Origin of the sequence: Pedobacter sp. AJM, assembly GCF_002197755.1 — a bacterium.
In the GTDB taxonomy this organism is placed as follows: domain Bacteria; phylum Bacteroidota; class Bacteroidia; order Sphingobacteriales; family Sphingobacteriaceae; genus Pedobacter.
In genome coordinates this window covers 593,243-616,399 of the sequence record NZ_NHOT01000003.1, presented here as the reverse complement: position 1 = coordinate 616,399, position 23,157 = coordinate 593,243, and the positions used below count along the sequence as shown (strand labels likewise).

Annotated in this window: 14 protein-coding genes and 1 tRNA gene; 6 read left to right on the top strand and 9 right to left on the bottom strand. The window is 38.5% G+C overall.

The window, feature by feature from the left end; translation table 11 throughout:
* The 3 genes from CBW18_RS08405 (at nucleotide 1) to CBW18_RS08395 (ending at nucleotide 1,045) form a co-directional block, all read left to right on the top strand.
* Complete coding sequence (locus CBW18_RS08405) at nucleotides 1–342, top strand: immunity protein YezG family protein (RefSeq protein WP_088300851.1); 342 nt, start codon at nucleotides 1–3, stop codon at nucleotides 340–342.
* A gap of 5 nt (nucleotides 343–347) precedes the next feature.
* Nucleotides 348–776 (top strand): immunity protein YezG family protein, encoded by a 429-nt coding sequence (locus CBW18_RS08400; RefSeq protein WP_088300850.1) that lies wholly within the window; start codon nucleotides 348–350, stop codon nucleotides 774–776.
* Between the two features lie 77 nt (nucleotides 777–853).
* Entirely contained in the window at nucleotides 854–1,045 is a 192-nt protein-coding gene (locus CBW18_RS08395) for an SMI1/KNR4 family protein (RefSeq protein WP_140418648.1), read from the top strand.
* 796 nt (nucleotides 1,046–1,841) lie between these two features.
* Here CBW18_RS08395 and CBW18_RS08385 read toward each other — a convergent pair.
* From CBW18_RS08385 to CBW18_RS08370, 4 genes are all read right to left on the bottom strand, one after another.
* The gene (locus CBW18_RS08385; protein ID WP_088300847.1) at nucleotides 1,842–2,174 is read right to left on the bottom strand and encodes a hypothetical protein; all 333 of its coding nucleotides are present in this window, start codon (nucleotides 2,172–2,174) and stop codon (nucleotides 1,842–1,844) included.
* 211 nt (nucleotides 2,175–2,385) lie between these two features.
* Nucleotides 2,386–4,059, bottom strand: a complete 1,674-nt coding sequence (locus CBW18_RS08380; protein ID WP_088300846.1) for a glycosyltransferase family 39 protein — start codon at nucleotides 4,057–4,059, stop codon at nucleotides 2,386–2,388.
* Nucleotides 4,060–4,314: 255 nt separating this feature from the next.
* Nucleotides 4,315–9,147 (bottom strand): chemotaxis protein CheB, encoded by a 4,833-nt coding sequence (locus CBW18_RS08375; protein WP_088300845.1) that lies wholly within the window; start codon nucleotides 9,145–9,147, stop codon nucleotides 4,315–4,317.
* Nucleotides 9,148–9,153: 6 nt separating this feature from the next.
* Nucleotides 9,154–10,683: a GAF domain-containing protein gene (locus CBW18_RS08370; protein ID WP_088300844.1), complete on the bottom strand. Its 1,530-nt coding sequence runs from the start codon at nucleotides 10,681–10,683 to the stop codon at nucleotides 9,154–9,156.
* A gap of 411 nt (nucleotides 10,684–11,094) precedes the next feature.
* On the opposite strand from CBW18_RS08370, the gene CBW18_RS08365 reads away from it, so the two are divergent.
* Nucleotides 11,095–11,166: transfer RNA gene (locus CBW18_RS08365), tRNA-Arg, on the top strand.
* A gap of 155 nt (nucleotides 11,167–11,321) precedes the next feature.
* Here CBW18_RS08365 and CBW18_RS08360 read toward each other — a convergent pair.
* From CBW18_RS08360 to CBW18_RS08350, 3 genes are all read right to left on the bottom strand, one after another.
* A complete protein-coding gene (locus tag CBW18_RS08360; RefSeq protein ID WP_088300843.1) occupies nucleotides 11,322–15,665 on the bottom strand; it encodes a PAS domain S-box protein in 4,344 nt (1,447 codons plus the stop codon).
* Nucleotides 15,666–15,921: 256 nt separating this feature from the next.
* Nucleotides 15,922–17,118, bottom strand: a complete 1,197-nt coding sequence (locus tag CBW18_RS21645) for a sugar transferase (RefSeq protein ID WP_216359211.1) — start codon at nucleotides 17,116–17,118, stop codon at nucleotides 15,922–15,924.
* On the bottom strand, nucleotides 17,118–17,522 hold the full coding sequence (locus tag CBW18_RS08350; RefSeq protein WP_088300842.1) for a response regulator transcription factor: 405 nt from the start codon (nucleotides 17,520–17,522) through the stop codon (nucleotides 17,118–17,120). The genes CBW18_RS21645 and CBW18_RS08350 overlap by 1 nt, the downstream gene beginning before the upstream one ends.
* Before the next feature lie 597 nt (nucleotides 17,523–18,119).
* On the opposite strand from CBW18_RS08350, the gene CBW18_RS08345 reads away from it, so the two are divergent.
* Nucleotides 18,120–19,973, top strand: coding sequence for a hybrid sensor histidine kinase/response regulator (locus tag CBW18_RS08345; RefSeq protein WP_088300841.1), 1,854 nt, complete (start codon nucleotides 18,120–18,122; stop codon nucleotides 19,971–19,973).
* A 56-nt stretch (nucleotides 19,974–20,029) separates the two neighbouring features.
* Here CBW18_RS08345 and CBW18_RS08340 read toward each other — a convergent pair whose 3' ends face one another.
* Both CBW18_RS08340 and CBW18_RS08335 read right to left on the bottom strand, forming a co-directional pair.
* Nucleotides 20,030–20,764, bottom strand: coding sequence for a glycosyltransferase family 32 protein (locus CBW18_RS08340; RefSeq protein ID WP_088300840.1), 735 nt, complete (start codon nucleotides 20,762–20,764; stop codon nucleotides 20,030–20,032).
* Nucleotides 20,761–22,287 (bottom strand): lipopolysaccharide biosynthesis protein, encoded by a 1,527-nt coding sequence (locus CBW18_RS08335; RefSeq protein WP_088300839.1) that lies wholly within the window; start codon nucleotides 22,285–22,287, stop codon nucleotides 20,761–20,763. Before CBW18_RS08335 ends, CBW18_RS08340 begins: the two co-directional genes overlap by 4 nt.
* Before the next feature lie 114 nt (nucleotides 22,288–22,401).
* Here CBW18_RS08335 and CBW18_RS08330 point away from each other — a divergent pair, with 114 nt between their 5' ends.
* The gene (locus CBW18_RS08330) at nucleotides 22,402–23,151 is read left to right on the top strand and encodes a glycosyltransferase family 2 protein (RefSeq protein ID WP_088300838.1); all 750 of its coding nucleotides are present in this window, start codon (nucleotides 22,402–22,404) and stop codon (nucleotides 23,149–23,151) included.
* Nucleotides 23,152–23,157: the final 6 nt, after the last annotated feature.

Below are 23,157 nucleotides of genomic sequence, written 5' to 3'. Positions count from 1 at the left end.
ATGACAGTTGATGAAATTTATGAGGCTATTGCCAAAGAAATCCTAAACGTAATTAATGATGACTGGGATAAAGCTTGCTTGGAATTTGAATTTGTTGGAGAGGGAGTTGTAGGGTATACTGGTGATTACGTTAATGATAATAATAAAAAAGATATTGAAGTTGAAAACATCGATGACGATGTTACTGATTGGTTAAGCCAACTTCATGAGATTACAACCGAAGGCGGTAACAACAAATGGAACCGAGCGATATTCACATTATTTTCAACAGGCAAATTCGATATGGAATTTATTTGGGATCAAGAACTAAACGATGAAATTGAGCGTTTAAGTAAGGAATAAAATTCATGGATATCACAAATAATCTAATAAACGAAATAATTCAAATTTCAAATTCTAATATCCCATCAGATGATTGGGATAATTTTACCTTGAACATTTATGCGATAAATAAAATGATTTCAGTTAAATCATTTTATGAGAAAAATGGGGAAATAATTTCTTTTGATCCAGAAGAAAATGGCGAGGATGTAACGTTAAAAATTAAAAAATTGCGCGAAGAATTATACAAGTTATCTCCTAATAAGGGAGCTTGGTATACATGTATAATAACTGTAACTAGCGACGGAAAATTTAACATAGATTTTGATTATGATGAAAAGCCCGAATTTAAATATGATCCCAGCCCGGATAAGTTTATTGATGATTTGAAAGTTTTCCCAAGAGATAAGGATTTGGTACCCGAATGGTTGAATGATATTCTATTAAAAAATTAAACTTTTTTAGCTTTGAAATATTCAGTAAACACCATTTTTCACGGAGGCTATGAATAGATGAAAATTTACAAATTAGCATGATGAGTGATTTTAGATTTTTAGAACAGTTTAAAGTAGTTGATGTCAATCAGTATAGTGCATTGGATCATAAATTATATTCAGAAAATTTGTCAGATATTGCAATTTCCGAGGATAAATTAGGTTTTTCGCTTCCAAAAGAACTAAAAGATTTTTATACCCAAATTGGATACGGTTTTTTTGGCAGCTAAATAAAAGCAGTTTTGATAGGTTTCCAGCCGCAAATCAGGTTGCACAAATAAACCTCAAGGAAGATTTTTACGAGTTCGATCCTGATTTGGAATTATATGACCAACTATATCATGGTGATAAATTACTATTTTTCGAAGTAAACGAGGGCATTTATTTAGCCATTGATAAAAAAGATGAAAAAGGCAAGAATGCAATTTATTATTTTAAAGATAAAATAGCAAATTCGCTTGAGTCGTTTATAAAAGATTTTATTAATAACGAGAATTTATTGAAGGATTTTAGCCACTAAATAAGAGAACATCACAGATTTAAATTATACACAAAAGCCCTCGAAAAGAGGGCTTTGTGTATAATCGTTTTATAACCAACATAAAAAATTCTGCGAAGGCCAGCATCTTTCTTAATAGGCAAATCGATATGAAATTTATTTGGGATCAGGAACTAAACGATGAAATTGAACGTTTGAGCAAAGAATAAAATAGGTAGCTGGTAGAACCGAAGGTGGAAATAACAAATGGAACCGAGCGATATTCACATTATTTTCAACTGGAAATTTCGATATAGAATTTATTTGGGATCAGGAATTAAACGATGAAGTTGAACGTTTGAGTAAGGAATAAAATAGGTGGCTGGTATATAAAATAATAAATTGATTTCAACAAAGAAATAGTTTAATCATGAAAAATTTAAATCGCCTGATAGAAGAAATTGCGCAGGCATGTTATAAAATTTGAAAACCCGACCAGGTTGTTAAATCAGGAAGGTAAAATATAATACTTTATAAAAGGTTTTAATCTACTGATCATGCTGCCAGCAATAACCCGTTCCATTTGTATTTCTTTTGCAGCGGCTTCTTTTTTTAGTTAAGGCTTTACATTGCCCGGTATAACTGGTGGTTTTATTTTTAGCGCGATTAACTGCTGAAAAAGTATTCATTATCCCGGATGTTTTAGCTGCACATACACCACAGCTACCACCGGCACCACAGCGTTTACATGCACTGCAATTGGAACATGCTGTACAAGGGTCATACCCATAGCAGGTAGAAACTACAGCTTTTACTTTACTTTTAGTGGGAGCGGTGTGAAAGAGTGTTAGGCTTAACACCATCAGGATAATTAATTTCAAAATAGAGCGTCGTTTTAGTATGGTAAGTAAATTAAAGGTGATAAGTTAGCGGCAATTTTTTAAAACTACAATACTGATAGCTGTGTATTGTAGGTTGGAATAAATTTACAGCTGAAAGATGATTTAATTTTATGGAAATCCGTAAATGGCATCATTAGGTATGCAAGGCGCAAATGAAGTAGCTGCTACAGGAAATAGGGGTTCTGCCTCTTCAAAACCTGCTGAGTTGGGTAGAAATTTTATCAGGATACATGATCTCTACCGGATGGAAAAACTGCTTCCGGTCTGATGCGTATTTTTTTCTAAACAACTCATTCACATCATAAAGGATATAGATATTGATGCCTTTCAAATGCGAATTTTCCATTTTTAATTGTTTGTAAAGGGAAACGTGGCGGGCCATTTTCACCACAAGCTCCTGCCGGTCACGGCTTAAATAGAGGATGGTGCCGGATGGCAGACTGCCCGGCGACTCCAGCATAAAACTATTATTGGCAGAAATTACGCGTGGACTTAAAAATTTTGAATAATACTTTAATGCACCTGCTATCGCATAATTGTTTGTAAGTATGGCATTGGGTTTTTGACTCAGGCTTTTAAGCGATGCGCTGTCAATTTCACCGGAAAGTGTTTGCCAACCAGACATATCTGCAAAAAATTGCGGAATCGATCCGCTTGTGCCATCTTCCCAAACCATTGGTCTGGAAAAGTTAGTATAGGTCACCATTTTTTTAATGTAATTTCGGCATACATCGACCGGCAAAACCGGAATAACCAGTGGCAGGCTCAGTAAGCCAAAAAGATAAAGAGAAGCTACAAATATGTATTTTGGAAATATCCGCATTCGGAAAAGCATTTCCCAGCAGCAACCTCCGGCAGCAAAAAGAATGGGGAACATACCCAAACCATAATATAATTTTCCTTTTAGCAAAGCCAGTGAAATTACAAGAATGATGAAAGTGACTGGCCAGGTGAGATTAAGTTTATCTCTGGTTTGTTTCATGAGCAGGAAGCAAAAACCAGCTGTCCATACGGCAACACCGGCACCATGAAAGAAAAAAAGCTGGAAAAGATAGTCGGAAATATCAATTGAAAATGCTTTGCTTCCTACAATATTCAAATATCCGAAAATGGGAAAACCATATGCCCATTGCCAGATCAGGTTGGGGATGATGAGGAGGAAAAAAAGAAGAAAGGAACCTGTTACGCTATGCCAATTGATTTTTATATGGCGTTTGCCAGTTATAAACCAGCCCAATATCATGGCTGCCAGGTACATGGCAATGGTATATTTGTTTAACATCCCCAATCCTAAGGCGAGGGCTGTCAGATACAGGAAGATTGGTTTTTGTGTTTGCTGAAACCTTAATGCCGAAAAGGCCAGAAGTGCCCAGAAAAATTCATCAAACACAACTGGTTGTAAAAGATATGAAGTGGCTAAAAATGCAGGTGAACAAATGATGGCAGAGCAGGCAATGGTAATGCCCAGTTTTCTGCCACCCAGATGGTGCGCCATTAAACCGGTAAGCATCACGGTTAATGCACTGAACAGGCAGGGGATGATTCTCCATGCCATCACAGCAGTACCAAATAGTGTAGAAGATACTTTTGCCATCCAGGTAACAAAAGGCGAAATGTCTAAAAATCCCCAGGCAAAGTGCTCACTGAGCGAGATGTAATAAAGCTCATCCGCATGAAGGCCATAGTTGGAAATACCAGTTAAGTGAATACAGAATTTCAGCAAACCAAAAAAGGCGATGAGCAGCCAGCCGCTACGGTCTAATCTTAATTCAGAATTCCACGTTTTAATTGTTGCTGTTTTTTCTGCCAGATCTGTTTTTTCAAACTTTGCTGGCAAACCAGGGTTCTTGCTTAAAATATCCATTATCAGCACTCAACAATTACAACTGAGGTGGTTGTGTATAAGAAAAGGGTAGGTATATTTTTGTATTGAAGCATGCTGAAAATTTGGATGGTCCGGCTTTGTAATGAAAGGTTAATAAAACCCTTCATCTGAATAACAGCAATTGCCCCGGATTGATTTGTAAATTAAATATTTTATGTTCATTTCAGCCATATGGCCTGTTTATGCAGTAAATGATTAGTGATTGCTTGTGATAACAATCACTAACCATGTATTTTAGGTTGGCTGAACCAATGGGATTTCAAACCAAAATTCAGACCCGGTATTGATATCACTGTTTACACCTATTTTGCCATGGTGCCGTTCTATAATCTGTGCTGAAATGTAAAGCCCGAGGCCAAGTCCGGAGAAATGGTTAGACGATTCATCCACCCTGAAAAAGCGGTCGAAAATTAATTCGGCCTTATCTTTCGGAATGCCAATACCCTGGTCTTTAACAGCCAGTCTGAGGGTTTTGCCATTTGATTTTGCCGAAATTCTGATCTCTTTTCCTTCAGGCGAATATTTTAATGCATTGGAAAGGAAATTGGAAATCACCTGTTCTATCCTGTTTTTATCAGCAGAAATGGGTACGTCATCTACATCTTTTATGATTTTCTGTTTGCCCAGATTTCCCTGCACGCCATCAACTGCCTCGGCAATAATCTCTTCCACATTAAAGTTAGAGATGGTGAAAGTGAGTTTTCCTGCCTGGATTTTAGTTACATCCAGTAAATCATCAACTAACCGGGTCAGTTTCCCGATCTGGCGGTTAGCCTTGCTTACAAACTCCAACGTATGACCAAATTTTTCTTCCCTGGCCATTTTCATGGCAAATTGAAGATAGCCTTTAATGCTGGTAATTGGCGTTTTTAATTCATGGCTGGCAATGCTCATAAATTCATCTTTCTTATTCATCAGTGCCCTGGTGGCACGCTGAGCGATCATTAAATCGGTTACTTCAAAACCAAAGAAAGAAATTCCATCAATCAGGCCATCTGCAGAAAATACAGGATTCAGGATCAGATCGAACCAGCTGTCTGTTATTTGTCCTGTTTCCTTATCCTTTAGCTGGAGTAAATAGGAATTGGCCAGAAAAGTTTTACCCGTTTTCATTACCTGCTGTTCCATGGCTTTAAGTTCCGGATTGGCAAATAAAGAATCGGCTCTCATGGTTTCACCAACATAATGATCGCCACCATCAAATTTCGCAAAAGACTCATTTACAAATTCGAACAAGAGGTTGCTGCCCCTGCGAATACTGATCAATGCCGGCGCCTTCTTGAAAATGCTGTAAAATTCATCCTGCTGTTTTCTGATGAGGTGCTGAAGTTCATTCCGCCTCTTTTCATTGTGTTTCTGCTTGCTGATGTCGATGATATAGGTTACCGCATCACTCCTGTTTTCATCATCCAGGATGGCAGAACCTATCAGTACATCTAGCTTTTTACCGCTTTTGGTGTAATATTGTTTTTCAAATGGGGGACAAAAACCCTTTGATTTTAACAATTCGGCAGAAATATTACTGATGGGCATAAACTCATCCGGAGTAAGTTTTCTCCAGTTGATATTGCCTTGTTCAAAATCTTCAGGTGTATACCCCAGCATTTCTAAAAAGCTTCGGTTGGCTGTTTCAATTTTACCGGAATCAACATTGGAGAACATCATTCCGATTACATTGGAATCAAATATTTTTCTGAATTTACGCTCCGTTGAACTGAGTTTTGTTTCAGTATCTGCCAGCACCGAAATGTCGAGTATGGAGCCTACCATGCGGTAAGGTACCTGGTTTTCGTCGAGCAGAATACTTCCCCTGTCTAAAATGGTCGCAAAGCTGCCATCGGCCTTTTTTAAACGGTATTGGGAAGTCCATTGCTCACTACCCTGATTAATGGCATCGTAAACGCTTTTTTTCACCCTCTGCCTGTCGTCAGGATGGACGATTTCAAAATAGAAAGAAATGTTCTGGTTATCAGGTATATTCTCATAACCAAACATGGTAGTGAAATTCTGGCTCCGCCACATGGTATTATCGGCCAGGTTCCAATCCCAGATGGTATCGTTGGTGGCCTGTGCAACCAGGTTAAACCGGGTTTCGCTTTCTGATAAGCGCATGGTTCGCTCCTGTACCTTTTGCTCCAGTGCTGCATTTAAATGCTTCAGGTTTTCACGGGTACCAAGCAATTCATTATAGTTTTTTTTCAGTTTTTCTTCTGCAACTTTTTGTTTGGTAATATCGGTTACGGTTGCAGCAAAGCCATCAGACATTTTAACCGCCACCAATTCAATCCAAAGGTGATCATTTAACCTGAATTGGATCTGGAAGGTATTTCCTTTTTCAACCACTTCAATATATTTCTCCATGAGGTTGCTGCCCGAGAGTTCAGGCAAGCCGTCTGTGAGTTTGGATTTATCCAGCGATTCATGGGTCTTTTTCAGGATGCGGAGTGCGGCTTCATTAAAAGAAATGCATTCAAAATCGGTGATAAAATGTTGTTTATTCCTGACCGCTTTGAAAGCCAGAACGCCGTTTAAGCTGGCATTAAATACCCCACTGATGATGTTATTTAACTCTGTTAATTTAGAAATATCTACAAAGGTAATCACCACGCCATCGGTTTTCCTGTCTTTCCTGATGTAAGGCATAATGCGCATCAAACAGCTCTGCCCGTTGCGGATTTGCACTTCCTTTTCAATAATGTGCCCGTTATTTAATACCTGCTGTATATCGGCGTTGAGGTTTTGTGCCTTAATATTATTGGAAATGTGTTCTATAGACCGGCCAATATCTGCTTCAATGAGGTTGACCATACTAATGGCTGCACCATTGAACTTTCTGATAAACATGCCGGCGTCTACAAAAATCTGCCCGATATCCGTACTTCTGAAATAGTTGTCAAGGTCGTCATTCAAATCTACCAGATCTTTTATTTTAAGCTGGTGTTCGGTATTCAGCGTATGCAGCTCTTCATTCAGTGATTGTAACTCCTCATTACTGGATTGCAGCTCTTCATTGGCAGAAAGCAACTCTTCGTTGGTAGACTGGAGTTCCTCATTAGTGGTTTCCATTTCTTCTACCGCCAGCTGAAGATTGCTCCTGGTTTCATTCAGTTCGGCCTCAAGCTCAAAAATATATTCATTCTGATTGCCATCATGGATCTCAAACATACCCATATCATCCTTTTCCTGGATGGTTTCTACGGTGCTTTCCCCAAAAATAATCAGCGTGAAACCTATTCCGCTGTCCTGCTCGGGAGGCTGCACCGAAATGTTTAAATAAGTTGCCTGATCTTTTGTATTAAAATAAACTCTTTTTAAATGTGTAGCCTCCTGGTTTTTCCAGGCTTTGCGAAGTGCCGAATTCAGCATAATAGATACCGCTTTTGGTACCATTTTCAGCACGTTTAATTCTATTTTTTCTTCGGGCAGGGAAAGATATTTGCGGTAATCGCCAATGGCATCCTGCATGATATAGGATTTATCGACATATATACCGGCATAACCCAGGTCTTTCGTTAAGAAGTTACTAAAACTCTTCTCAATTGGACTTATTACAAAATCTGCGGCAACTGTTTTCTTTTTATCTTTTACCAGCTGAGACCTGGCACCCGTATTATAAGTATTATAACTGGCATAATTGATGCTTCCTGTTTTTTCGTAAATTTTCCATTTGCCTGGTATTTCAGTAAAACCATCTTTTAAGGATGAAGCGGTTTCACTTGAACCTAAAAACAAATAGCCCCCTTTTACCAGGGAAAAGTGGAATACGGAGAGTATTTTTTCCTGAAGCACATTATTCATATAAATCAGCATGTTCCGGCAGGTTACCATATCATTTTTGATAAATGGCGGCGATTTTATGACATCATGTTTGGCAAAAACCACCATTTTCCGTATGGCGGGGAGTACATTATAAAAAACGCCATCCTGAACAAAATACTTTTTAAAATACGGTTTGGGAATTTCCTTTTTTATACTTTCAGGATATTGATTTTTAGCAGCAATTTCTATGCTCTTTTCGTCAATATCAGTCGCGAAAATTTTAATGTCTATTTTTTTTCCTGATTTTTCTACATATTCATTGGCCAGGATGGCTACAGAATAGGCTTCCTGACCGGTACTGCAGGCACAAACCCAGATTTTAATGTTATCGCCATTTTGCTTGCTGCTAACCACCTGCTCCAACTGTTCGCCAAAGGCTTCAAAAGCTTTATCATCCCTGAAAAATTTGGTGACACCAATCAGGAAATCCTGTGCCAGGATGCCGGGTTCACGTTTATTTGTTTTTAAAAATTCAACATAATCATCCAGGGATTTAATGCCGTTTTCATTCATTCTTCGCCCAATTCTACGGATGATGGTTGGGGTTTTGTACAAATTGAAATCATTGCCGCTTTGAAGATGAACAATTTTAAAAACCTCTTCCAGTAGCGGCTCATTTATTTTGCCGTTCTCCAGCACTTTTACCGGTTCTTCATTCACATAAATAAACAACTCATGGCTCATTTCAGGAGGAGGGAGGATAAAATCTGCGTTTCCTGAAGCAATGGCACTATTGGGCATGCCATCAAATTTGGCTGTAGCCGGATCCTGAACGATGACCATGCCGCCGTTTTCTTTGATGGCCTGAATACCTTTGGTGCCATCAGTGCCTGTACCGGAAAGAATAATGGCGATGGCTTTTTCTTTTTTATCTTTTGCCAGGGTATAAAGAAAGTGGTCAATCGCGGTATTTGGTGCTTTTACAAGTGATTTTTCTGCCAGTCTTAAACGGCCATGACTCATCGTCATCAGCTTATTGTTCGGGATAATGTAAACACAATCCTGCTGGATAGTCATATCATTGGCCGCCTCAAACACTTTCATGTGTGTATGTTTGCCCACCAGTTCTACCAGCAGGCTCTTGTAATCGGATGATAAATGCTGGATCACCACGAAAGAAAAGCTTGCATTGGCAGGCATATGATCAAAAAACTCATGAATGGCTTCCAGTCCACCGGCCGATGCACCTATGGCAACAATGTATTTATCGTATCTTTTTATACCTTCTTTTGTTTTCTTGTCAGTCATTGTACACTAATTGTATAGTGATGTGGTACTAAATTCAAAAAGGAAGTTCCTTAATGATTCTGCCGTTTCCATTTCCTGTTCCGACCATGCTTCAGATTGTCCGTGAACGGTTTCCAGCCAAAGCTTAAATGAGTTTCTGGGATGGTAACTTTTGCCGTCTTTTTCAAAATTGATGGCCTGATTGGGATCACCGCCCCACTTAATTTGCTTCACTACTTCAGGCCTGAAACAAACTATAAAATCACCCAGACCCGGATTGATCGGGATAACAAGCATTCCGCTGGCCACATCTGCATAATCATCTGCATCTTCAAACACATCACTCAGGTTATTGGTATGGAATACATTTACGAGAGATTTGCTCTTGATCCATAATATGATGTTATCCAGCACCTCATTTTCAGGTACCGTTCCGCCGCTGGATACTATTCCGTCAGCATGAACTAAAAATCCTGTAGCGTTAAACAAAGAGCGCAGGTTTTGGTTTTGATCTTCCGTTATTCCGTTAAGGATATTTCCTTTTGAATAGATATTTTCTATAATCAAGGTTTTTTTCTGAAGCAGTGCGGCAGAACGGCTTAACGATTCCTGTATAATAACAGCGGAAATGCGATGAGAAATTTCCATGCTTAACCATTCAAATATAGACCTGTTTTCCACAGTCAGGTATTTAGGTGTTTCATGGTGGCAGGAAATAAGTCCCCAGAGTTTCCCCTCCGCCATCACACGGATAGACATGGAAGCCGTTACACCCATATTTTTCATGTATTCCAGGTGCACGCCTGCAATACTGCGGAGGTTACAGTCTGATAAATCTAAAAAGCCGTTAAATATGGGGTTGATTACCGGATATAAGCGGTATGACTGATAAAGTCTGTTTGGAATTAACCGGTAAGGATTTTGGATATAAAGTGCACGGGCCTGTTTTGGTACATCAGATGCAGGAAAGGTTTGTCCGAGGTAACTTTCCAGCTTTCCGGTAATTTCTTCGGCAATAACGGTACCATTCCATTGCTCATCAAAACTGTACATCCGGATGCCATCGAAGCCGGAGATGCGCCTGATTTCGCGGATGCTGGCCTCACAAATTTCTATAACGCTGCTGGTTTTCTCAATGGTAGAGATAAAAGAGCGAACCTCCTGGAAAACATCCGTAAAGCTTCTTTCTGTAGTATCTGCCTCTTTTTCTATCTCCAGGATAATAAAATCTTTTTTTACATGTGCCAGTATATTCACCGGCACAGTACCAGAAGGGAAATTTAAAGTAAAGTTAAAGGGCAGGCGGCTACGTTCACCTTTGCTGATCTCCGTTTTGAGGTAGATAAGGTCTTCCGCATGAAGGAATGTAGCGATGTTGGTGCCGATGAGCGCCTGGATTGTATTTTCGAAAATTTGATCGATGTTTTCACTGCCTTGTATGATTTCGAGGTTTTCCTGCGCTAATACCAGTAAATAGCCATAATCCTGTATGGAATTGGTTTGGTGTATGGCCAGGTTTCCACAAAATTGTGCGTCGTAATTTTTATTTTCAGGCATTTGCTATCAGGGGTTATGTATCTTTTTCCAATTGAACTGATATCATGTTGTTTTGTATATATCAGTTATTTTAATCCAATCACGTTTCAATATTAACATTGAAGCCAGTAAAAATATTGAAATATCTCGGTTATGACGAACGGGAGTATAGATAAGTGGTGAACATTTACTGAATTTAACTTAAATAACGAATTGAAGGGCTTGATCAGTATTCCTTCATACCCGATCTATCCTTTTTTAACTGTGCAGTGTTGCTTTATATAGAAATGATTTAACAACTGAAATAACCAGGAATGGCAGATTAAATCATATGGCGAAAAGATTGTTAGACGCCGGTAGCAGAAATATATTCTACTATTTTTTTAAAAATACGTCAAATTTGGATGGCAAGTTATATATTTGCCGCTCAAAGTTCCCATAGTTCAATGGATAGAATTGTGGTTTCCGGTACCACCGATGGGGGTTCGAATCCCTCTGGGAACACTTGGTTGGAGTCAGTTATCTAGGTATAACTGACTCCATTTTTTTAAGCCTCTAATTTTTGGAACTGGGTAATAGCGAAAGGCCGTTCATTTAACCACATGGTTGTAGTTACAAAAGGCATTAAGCGACTCCAACACGCGGAGCCGCCCTAAGCATTATTCTTCCTTTTTGTGTTTCATTAATACCGGAATCAGCAATTTTATCTCTGCAAGGAGTGCTGCTGCTCCCTTTTGAAGTGAGATATGATCTGCCACATCAACCTTTTGTAATTCCCTGCTTATCCCGGCTAAATTCTCAAGTCCGGCAGAGGTAGACATGCCGTACAACTTATGTGATATTGAAAGTACCATCTCGGCATCTTCAGGTAATATATTCTTATCCAGCTGTTGTTGTGCCTGATGAAGCTGATTAAGTGTGATCCCAATGATTTTTTGCAATTTAACGGCATCTTCACTAAAGTAGGATGCCAGTTTTTTAATATTAAAATGAACCAGATCCTGATCAGTTTCATTTTCAATTTCATCATGTTCAGGCGTTTCGGGCTGAACCAGCCACTTGCTTAATATGGCTTCAATATTTTCTTCCAGAACGGGTTTAGTCATAAAATCATCCATATCGGCAGCAACGCTTTTTTCTCTTTCTCCTTTTACATTGGCAGCGGTTAAAGCAATTATTGGCGTTCTTTTACCTTTTTCTAGTGATCTTATTTTTTTTGTACATGCATAACCGTTCATTTCCGGCATTTGTATGTCCATAAAAACAAGGCTAAATGGCATTTTTTCGAATTCTTTGATACCTACCAGGCCATTTTCCGCTTCTACAATTATGCTTTGCGGATAAAGTTTTTCAATATATGAGCGTGTGAGGAATCTGTTTACTTCATTGTCTTCAACAATCAAAAAACTGTATTCATGGTTTTTATGCGATACTGTTGGTGCTGAAATTTCCAGATTTCTCGGTACTGGTTCCTTTGTTTTGAGTCTCACCAAAGCATGATAAAGCTTATCTATTTTTATTGGCTTTAGTAACCTGTTTTCAATTTCAAGTTCGTTGCAGGCTTTGATAATTGTGCCGTCATCTGAAGAGCTGTGGAGCAGAATTACAGGAAGCTTTTCATCTCCATGTGTAAAATTATCCCTGATTTTCTTTGTGGTTTCTATCCCATCCATATATTGCATGTGATAATCCATCAAAATTGCATCGTAGTTTCTGCCTTCAGCCAGAAATTGTAGTGCTTCGAAGCCATTTCGTGCATGATCAGACTTGATGTTTTTCAACAGCAGCATGTCTGTTAAGATATTCCTGTTGTTGTCGTTATCATCTACGATGAGCACATTAGTGACGTTTTCCAGACCAAGCCATTCCACCGGATCGCCCTCTTCCGACTTCAGATTTAAGTCGAAGTAAAAAATACTGCCTTGTCCGGGAGAACTTTCCAGATAGAGGCGGCTATCCATCATCTTTAATAATTTATTTGAAATTGTAAGTCCTAAGCCGGTACCACCATATTTTTTTGTGGTGGAAGAATCTTCCTGCGAAAATGCGTTAAAAATTTTTGCCTGCGTTCCCTTTGCGATTCCGATACCGGTATCACGAACGCTAAACCGAAGTAAGTGATGGTTTTGACTTTCGCTCAGGGATTCTATCTTAAGTTCAATTTCTCCTTTGGCCGTAAATTTTGCTGCATTCCCCAATAAATTAATCAGTACCTGTTTTAATCGAAGTGCGTCAGTCCAGATAAATCTTGGAAGATTTGGCTGAACATTTAACAGCATTTCTAATTTCTTAGTTTGAATCTGGTAGTTGGTGATATCGCTCGCTTGTCCTGCAATTTCATAAAGATCACACCTTTCAATATCAAGCTCAAATTTTCCGGCCTCAATTTTTGAGAAATCTAAAATATCATTGATAATGCTCAACAGTGCATTGGCAGATTGATTGACAATCTTTAAGTATTGCTTTTGGGTATGATTCAACTGGGTTTTTAATACCAGATCTGTGAAACCAATCACGCCATTTAATGGCGTTCTGATTTCGTGACTCATATTGGCGAGAAATTCAGACTTTGCCATGTTAGCCAGGTCGGCGCGTAATCGCGCTACAGTTAACTCTTGCCGGTGGTGAACACTTGCTGAAATGTTGTGTGTAAAGATCATCATGCCACCAATAGAGTTGTCTGCTTTAAACCAGGGTCTCATTTCCCAGGAAATATGATTTGGTGTATTGGTTTTGACGTCAACATATACATCTTCCTCTTTTTTAACAACCCTACCATTGAGCACCTCTTGATGCACAGCCTTGCGTTCATCGGATAAATTAGGGAAAACATCATAATACGATAATCCCTTGATATTTCCCTCAATCTGGGTGTAGTCTTTTAACCAGGTTTTGCTTGTCATCAGAAAACGCATATCTGCATCAATCATGGCTACAGATGCAGGTGCATTTTCAATGAAAGCCAGTAATAATGCTTTTTCTGTTGCCAGTTCTTTTTCTGTGGCTTCTTTCTGCGTAATATCAATCGAAATGCCTAAATAACCTATGATATTGCCGTTGCTATCTTTTATAGACGTGATGGATAATGATACCCTTAGCCGTTTGCCTGATTTGGTAATAAAAGTAAATGTTCTTTCTTTCTGAAGATGATCTGCACACTGTTTATAAAAGCCAAATCCTGAAACTTCGAAATCTAATGAAGAACTGAAATCGGTACAAAGTTCTTCTATTTCTTTCGGGTCGTGAAAGATGACTGGTGTTTGCTTGCCTATTATTTCTTCGGCAGTATAGCCTAATAATTGTACTGAACCCTCGTTAAACACGGTGATGGTACCCTCTAAATCTGTAGCGATTATACTTACTCCGGTAGCTGCTGAAAGGACATCATCCAGCAGTTTTTTAGAAGCGGTTACTTCCAGCTGTGCACGCTTCTGATCATCAATATTTTGAAAGGTGCCATACAGACGAATTGGTTCTTCCTTTACAATATGTACATTGCCTTTTGTGCGTACCCAGATTTCCTTACCATTAAAGTCGATAATCTGAAGTTCCAGGTCCCAGTCTTTACCTGTAAGCAAGCATTCCTGTACCGTTTGCATGATTTTTTCTCTGCTTTCTCCACTTTTGTAGAATTGAATTGCATTTTCTTTAGTCGGAATAAACCCATCTGGTACGGAATGGATTTCACGTGTGATACTGGACCAATAAAGCTGATGATCAACTAAGTTAAGCTCCCAGCCACCAATTTTTGACAGGGCACTGGTTTCCTCCAGTAAATTTTTCGTATGAAGAAGATCTTTTTCTAATTTCTTTTGGTCAGTTATATCTACAGCATTTCCAATAATATAGGGTTCACCATTAAGGTCACCTTCCAGTATGTTTGAATATAACCACAACCGTTCTTCACCCGATTTGCGTTTAATAACCATATAGCCCTTAGAAAAGCCGTTTGATAAGATATCTGCAAGATATTGATGTAGATCATCGTGCTGTTCTATCGGAACGATGTCAAAAAGCGTTTTATCAATAAGCTCCGCCCTGGAATAGCCTAATGTTCTGGCGCCGATAGGATTAATGGAAATTAATTTACCATGGATATCATGCGTACACATTAGTCCTTGTGAACTTTCAAAAAATGCCTTTAACTTTTGCTCACTAACTTTTAACGCCTGGTTTTTTTCTATTTCAGCTGTAACATCCCTTCCAATTGCAAATATATTTTTATCTGTTTTTTCAGCAGTAGCACTCCATTCAATTATCCGGTGACCACCTGTCTTTATTGCTATCTGATGTGTATTTTGCTCATCTGCCTGGCCCTTTTTAATGTTAGACCAAAATGCCTTTGCCTTATCTTGATCTTCTTCCGGAACAATATCAAAAATAGTTTTGAATTGCAGCTCTTCTTCACTCCATCCCAGGCATTCATTGAAGCATGGGTTGGCCATCTTAAAAGTCCAATCCTGAGCCAAAATGCAGATCAGATCCTCAGAGTTATTGATCAGGTGACTGAAGTTTTTGTATTCCTGCTTTTTCCGACGGTCTACAATAACGGTGATGGCTTCCTCTGCGAGAAGTGAAAGCTGTTTTTGCTGTGATAGCGATATCTTATTTGGTTTTGTACTGATTACACAAAATGAGCCGAGTGTAAATCCATTAGGATCAATAAGTGGAAAACCGGCATAGAAACGTACTTTAATTCCCTCCTGTACCATTGGATGCGTACACCAGTGCGCATCTTCCAGTGTATCTTCTACAATGAAAGGCTTATCAGATAGTAAGGCGCATTCACACATGGTAAATCCTCTGGGCTCCTCCTCTACAGAAAGCCCTTTAGCTGATTTATACCATACCCTGTTTTTATCAATAAAGGAAATTAATGAAATTTCGCAATCGGCGATCAAAGAGGCAATTTCTGTGAGCCTATCAAAATCACGCTCTTTATCGGAGTCTATGATATCGTAACTATACAGTGCACGCAGGCGGGCTAATTCTTTTTCTTGCATTTCAATTTGTTTTGCATAGTGGTAATCACTATAAGCCGGTTTACTTAAGCCATTTTCTATATCTGCATGCAGCTGTTATCAGGCTACCTGCAGATATTAATATATTCTAATACTGTTTGATTTTTGCGCTATTGGAAGAAAATAGTTGGTTAGTTTGTTTTGGTTTTGAAGATATGGTTTTATAAGCAGTTCTGAAATAAATTCTTCTGAATAAGAAAGTCTAAATAATGGTATTCTATTGCTGATCAGCTTATATTTAAACACTCTCTTTCTGGAAAATGGCAGGTATTGTTCTTAAAATCAGTTTAATATCGTTTTTAAAACTTTGATTTTTTGCATAGGTATTATCCAGCATCAATCGTTCTTCTTCACTCATTTTTCCTTTACCACGTTTCTCAACCTGCCATAAACCGGTTAATCCAGCTGGTGCGGCAAATCTCAGAACAGACTTATCGGTCGTTAGTTTTTCTGCTTCATAAATGGGTAATGGCCGGTTACCAACAATGCTCATGTCGCCTTTTATAACATTCCACAGCTGCGGCAATTCATCAATGCTCGTATTTCTGATGAAATTACCCACCTTGGTAATTCTTGGATCGTTGGTAATCTTAAAAAAAGCAGATCCGTTTTTCATTGAATTAACGTAAGCATCATCTTTTTCACACCATTTTGCCCCATCTGCATAAATAGGATATTGGCATTTACCTGTTTGCATACAAGTATCGCAAAGCACCTGATTTTCCTGCGTAAGCTTTTCTTCCTTCTTTTCGTCAATATTGTATTGGTTGAGGTGCATCAGGTCTTTAACTTTCTGATCAGCGTTGATGTACATTGATCTGAATTTATAAAATCTGAAGATCTTAAATCCTGTTCCTGTGCGTAAAGAATAATAAAATACAGGCCCTTTAGATTCCAGACGTATGGAAATCGCAACCAAAATGAATAGGGGAAACAGCATAATCAGTGCCATGCCGGCAAAAAAAACATCAAATATGCGTTTGGCCAATCCGGTATGATATACCGGCCTGCTGTGAGCAGGCAGTTCTTTAATTAACGAAGCCCCATTCCGGATGAAGAAAAGTACACGTTTTTCCAAACGGTCTTTTTGCAAAGGAAGTCTGAAAACATCAGAGATACCTGCAGTAAGTGCTAATATCCTCAGATTTGAATTAAAATACCTTACAACTAAAAAGAAAGGCACGGCTGGCATCTTCCTGTTTTTAATTGTTTCCATCAGCGAAAGGCCTCCGCTGGATAATATTTCGCTATGAGAAATAATTGCCACTATAGGCAGCTTTTTAGCTTCCCATTCTTGAACAAGCACCATTCCATTCTCGAAATGCACCAGCTGTATGCCATTGAAGTCACAACTTTCAAGAAAAGAATGTAAAAAATCATCAACGAAGCCAACAAAGGCTATGATCTGCGTATTGGCTCTATCAGTACTTTCCATTAGATCACACTTTTTCCGGCCCGTCTTAACACCATCTTAATTCTAGCTTCCAATTCTGCAGGGTTAAAAGGTTTCACCACGAAATCATCGGCACCGGCATCAAGACATTTAATACGTTTATCGGAGCTTTCTTCACCTGATAAAATCATGATAGGAAGTGAACTGAAAAAATCGCTCACTTTAAGTTGCTCTATTAATTCGAGCCCATTCATGTTTGGTGTATTCAGATCTGAAATAATCAGGTCAGGAATGTTCCCGCTTTGTAAAAAAGCTAACGCACCCAAGCCATCTGGTCTGATATCTATGCGATAATTTACATTCAAAATCTCATCAAGTATGGCTTGCATGAATTCATCATCCTCAACTAGGAGTATGTGTATTTTGGGATTGTTAGTTTTACTCATTTGGAAAGACGTATGATAGAGCTTATTACAGGTATTACCAGGGATAGTTTAGTGAAAAATAGCAATTAACATTAAGTAATCACCAAACTGACTTTAATTTTCATTGCCCGGATCATTAAATAAGTAATGTATATAAATACATTTATCATCCGGAAAATCATATTAAATCTTTACTGGTAACACACAATAATAAGAAAAAATTAATCGTTGCTATCTGTTTTACTCCTTTAGGGTGTAGATATTTTAATTGTTTTTATTATCATGACAAATCTACATACATAGCCTACAATTACAAAACTTATAGTGGTATACTGACCACATTTTCTACAAAATATTTAAACCCGGTATTTTTGTACAGACACAAAAGCATCGTCTTTTAGAGATTCTTAATATTGGCCTAAAGTTAAAAAACAGTTTCAAGCATATAAAACTCAGAATGGACAAAATGGTTATTGATCTTAGTTTTAATAAACAGTTTAAATTGCAGGGGCAGCATTATCTCACGATTCCGGTCACACATTATTTTTAGTATGTCTATTTAAATTCTGATTTTATCGGTATTTTCATAAATTTAGGCATCTTATAACCATCTGATTAATGGAAACCAATTTTTTACAACTCAATTTCGCTCAATTAAACAGACTTTATCCTTACTTTTTGTTATTAGATGAAAATCTGAACATCGTTCAGATGGGTGAGGTATTAAAAACACTATATGGAGATTATATTGGAGAAAATTTCACAGATCATTTTGAGCGGTTTGATCAGGAAGATATGGACAATCTGATTTTTTTGGGCAGAGATACAGCGCTCCAGGCAAAAAATGTTGATGGAAGAGTTTTAGGAAAATGGGAGGAAATCAGTGCCCAGAAATCATTTTTATTTGCCGGAGAAAAATTTTTGCGCAACAATAACCAGGAACTGATGACGGCAAATACAGTTAATGAAAAACCTTCCGACATCAAAGAACTGTTTCTGGCCAATATGAGCCATGAGATCAGAACGCCTATGAATGCCATCATCACCATGGCTGGTCAGCTTTCTAAAACCAAGCTTACTGAAGAACAGGATTATTATCTTCAAACCATACAAACAGCATCAACCAACCTGTTGGGAATTATTGACGATATTCTGGATCTTTCCAAAATAGAGGGCGGTAAAGTTGAACTGGAGCATATAGGTTTTAATCTTCCGGTAGTTCTTTCAAAGGTTACGCAGTTAATGCGGGATCAGGCAGAAAAGAAGGGATTGGAAATAGACTTTATCCTTCCGGAAGACATTGATATTGCACCAGTATTAATAGGAGATCCCTTGAGGATCAATCAGGTAGTCATGAATCTGCTGAGTAACGCTATAAAATTTACCGAGAAAGGTTTTGTATCATTAACCGCCGCAGTTTTGAAAGAGGATCAGGGAAGCCAGGAAATTAAAATTCTGGTGAAGGACTCCGGAATTGGAATGGCCCCGGAATTCGTGAACCGGCTTTTCGACAATTTCAGTCAGGAAAATGAATCTGTATCGCGTAAACATGGCGGAACAGGGTTGGGGATGAGTATTTCTCAGAAATTGGTGAAACAGATGGGTGGGCATTTCGATGTGAAAAGCGAAAGAGGAGCAGGTTCTGAAATTTCTTTTATTATCAAACTTCAGAAAGGCACTGATATCCACCTTCCGGATGATGTTATCGTAACCCAGAACGAAGAATTGTTTGCGGGTAGAAAAATTCTGGTTGTTGACGATAATGAAACCAACAGACTGGTGGCCAGTGCAATTTTATTGAATTATGGCGCTCAGGTATTGAATGCCGAGCATGGTGAGATGGCACTTGACATGGTTAAGGATGAAGTTTACGATATTATCCTGATGGATATTCAAATGCCTGTAATGGATGGGTATGAAACAACCAGCATTTTGAGGCAGCAGGGATACCCCGGCACGATCATCGCCCTTACGGCTTCTGTGGTTGCGGGAGAAAGGGAAAGGTGTATTGCTGCGGGGATGGATGATTACCTTACCAAGCCCATTAATGAAGAACTCCTGATCAAGGTGATAGATGGCTGGATGAAGAAGAAACCAATTCATATTCCAGAGCCGGAGCTTACGCAACCTTTATATAGTTTAGAAGGCCTCAGAATAATCAGCAAGGGGAGGGAAGATTTTGTAACTAAAATGATTGAGTTGTTTTGTGGACAGGTACCTGATACATTAAATCATCTTAATGCCTGTTTCCGGGAAAATGATCTTCCTCAGGTTTCTAAACTGGCGCATAAGTTAAAATCCACTATTGATCATCTGGAAATCAAATCAATTCAGCGCACCATCAGAAGCATCGAAGCATTGAATGAAGATGGAAGTGGAGCGGAGCTGCATTCCATGATTGAGGAGGTTAATCGTGTGCTCAACCAGGTAATGGATGAGCTTCAGGTGGAAATTCAAAAAAGAAACGGTTGATATTGAGCTTTGCTATCCACTACCTGATCTGAAAATTGGATGTTTTTAAAAGATGATTATGATCCCTTAAGCTTTCGGTAATGTTTGGATAAAAAATCCGAAATTCTTTTTCCCAATAACAGGTTAGCCAGTTTGCCGAGCGTGCTATAGTTGGAATGCTGAAGCCATGAAGCCGCAAAATGATGAATGCTGTAAGTATTTCCGGTGATATTTATCTTTAGCGTTTTCCAACTTTTCGGGCTGAAATAGTCACTTGGGTAGATGGTGCAATAGTTTGACAAGACTTGTAAAGTATTATCCGTTTTGAGGGATTTTTTTTCTTTCATGAATGCCGTTATACTCTCCGTATTTGGATTAAGATCTAATGCTCCATTCGCCAGGTAAAAACTTCTGTTGTGATAATAAGATAATAATTCATTGATCCATTGGCCCTCCTTCATACTTCCCATTATTGCCGAAGACAGTAAAAAATTCCCTTCAAATCCGGTAAAGGCAACATCCCGAAGCATGGCGTCATCCAGCGGCCTGAGAAATTCTACGTCAGTATCGAGGTAAATCCCCCCCACTGTTTTAAGGGCATATAACCGGCAAATATCAGATACGAAGGCAAACTTACGTTCATCATAGGCTTCCTTTGAATATTGATATAGGTTCACGTCAAAGTTTTCTTCGTTCCAAACCATAATTTCGTATGCCGGAAGATAACGGTTCCAGGAGGCAATGCATTGTAAAACGAGGTCTGGCATTTCTCCTTTTCCAAACCAGCAGTAGTGTATAATTTTTGGTATCATCGTATCACTTTCCTTTTTATTTTTTGATAGCCTTCATATAATTCGGTACGCTCAAACTTGATCAGCAGGGAAATTAGAAAAAGTATGGTGCCAATGATCAAGCCATTGGTTAAAAAGGTAATCCAGGAGTCAATGGTAAACAGATTGAGTTTTTTCCAGCCATATGCAATTAATAACAGCAGCATAAATCCTGCAAGGCCCTTGATCATTTTGATAAAAAAATACCATCGCTTTTCTTCCAGGCAATAGGCTGCATATAATGGGGTAAAGGTAAGGTGACTAAATACACCACTGATCAGTGCTGCAACGGGTATGGCATATACACCCAGATTACTGTATAAACATAGGAGTATTACTAAAACGTAATTTAGTATAGAGATAAAAATTCCCCATATGGAAGCCATTCTTAATTTATTAGTAATAACAAAGACATGATATACCGTTTCTACCGTTCCATGAACGATAAAGGGAATAAGTGTAATAATAGAAAGAATGTGCAGCCCTTTTGCATCCTGCGTGGGTAACCACAGATGAAAAAAATCTTCTCCATAAACAAAAAATACCGCCAGGGGTACTAAAACCACCAGGAATATGGCTTTAAAAGACTGATTTAAGGTATGCTTAAGTTTCTCCATATCGTTTCGGGCATAGGCCTTAAACATTTCCGGTAAAAATATGGGAACGATGATCCCCAGCAGGATATAAATGGCGTTCGGAATAAATTTGGTGAGGGATAAAAAGCCCATGCCTGATGCGCCAAAAAAATGATTGGCAATCAATAAATCCAATTGGGTGTTAATCACATTAGATAGTGCCATGATGGAATTCCAGATTCCGGCGCCAACAACTACAGACAGTGTACCTTTAGCGAAGAAAGCCCAATCGATAACAATTTCTGGCAGTAGTTTTTTGGTAAGCCTGTAGTTCGCGATGAGGGTGTAAAGCGACAGTATGGCCGTAACTAAACCTAAAAAGTAAATCTTCGGCGTGAAAAAATAAAACAGTAATATGATGGTACCCAGTTTTATGATGTTAGAAGCAATATTGATATAGGCTAAGCGGTCAAATCTGTTTAGCGCAAAAGCCGTTACAGAAAAAACTGCTGATGATACATTGATAACCAGGCTGATAAACATGAAGACGAAGAGTAACCTTACATCTTCAAAGAGTCGGGTAGGAATATCAAGTATATTGCTGATGAAATAGCAGAACAATGCACTTAAAATGATAAAAAAGAACGAAATCAACAGGTTTCCAAATAATATGGAATTGAAATAGGTATTTACCTCCCTGATTTCCTTTTTCTCTAAACTTATAGTGATGTACCGGCTGGACATGGAGTTTAATGCAGTGGTGATAATACCTGCATACATGATAAAGTTATTGGTTAACGGAAAAAAACCATAAGCCTCCTTACCTAAATGCGCTACGATGTATGGCGTTAAAAAGAAAGAGATTCCGATGCCGGAAAGGGCACTAAAAAGATTGGAAACCAGGTTAATTACGAAGCGTCTTCTATCCATAAATAAAGGATGACTAAAGTAGTGGTTTTTTATTTAATTTATACAAGCACTTAAAAGGTTTGCAATAATTCTCTATTTTAGTCCTCAAACGCAAGATTTTAATTTTTTAATCAATTGGAACCACTCGTATCGATAATTGTACCCTGCCATAATTCTGCTAAGTTTATTACGGCAACCTTAAATTCAGTGATTGCCCAGAATTATACCTCATGGGAATTAATTATCATCGATGACAAATCATCAGATGATACCTGCACCATTGTAGAAAAGTTTGCTAATCAGCACAATAACATACAATTGATTCGTTTACCGGAAAACAAAGGTGTTTCACACGCGAGAAACCTTGGGATGGCAAAAGCCGGCGGTAAATATATTGCGTTTCTGGACAGTGATGATATCTGGCTGGAAAATAAGCTAGGCCGCCAGGTGGCTTATATGGAAAAAGAAATGCTCAGCTTAACCTTCTGTGCCTACAATAGAATTAATGAAGATGGCGATATCATTTCAGGGGTAATTCCGGCGCCGTTTCATGTGAGCTACACTCAATTATTGTCGCATAATGTCATCATATTTTCAACTTCCATGATGCTGAAGAGCACTATCGGAGATTTACAATTTTCGAAGGCGGGCCATGAAGACTGGATTTTCTTCCTGCAGTTGCTTAAAAAGTGTAAACTGGGATACGGAATCAATGAACCATTGGCCTTGTATAGAATCAGGAAACATTCCCAGTCATCAAATAAAATGAAGGCCATTGTCAAAACCTGGAAAATTTTTAGGGAAAGCGAAAAACTTGGTCTTGTAAAGTCTGTATATCACTTCAGCAATTATGCTGTGTTAACGGTCTTGAAAAGGCTGAGATAGATTAAT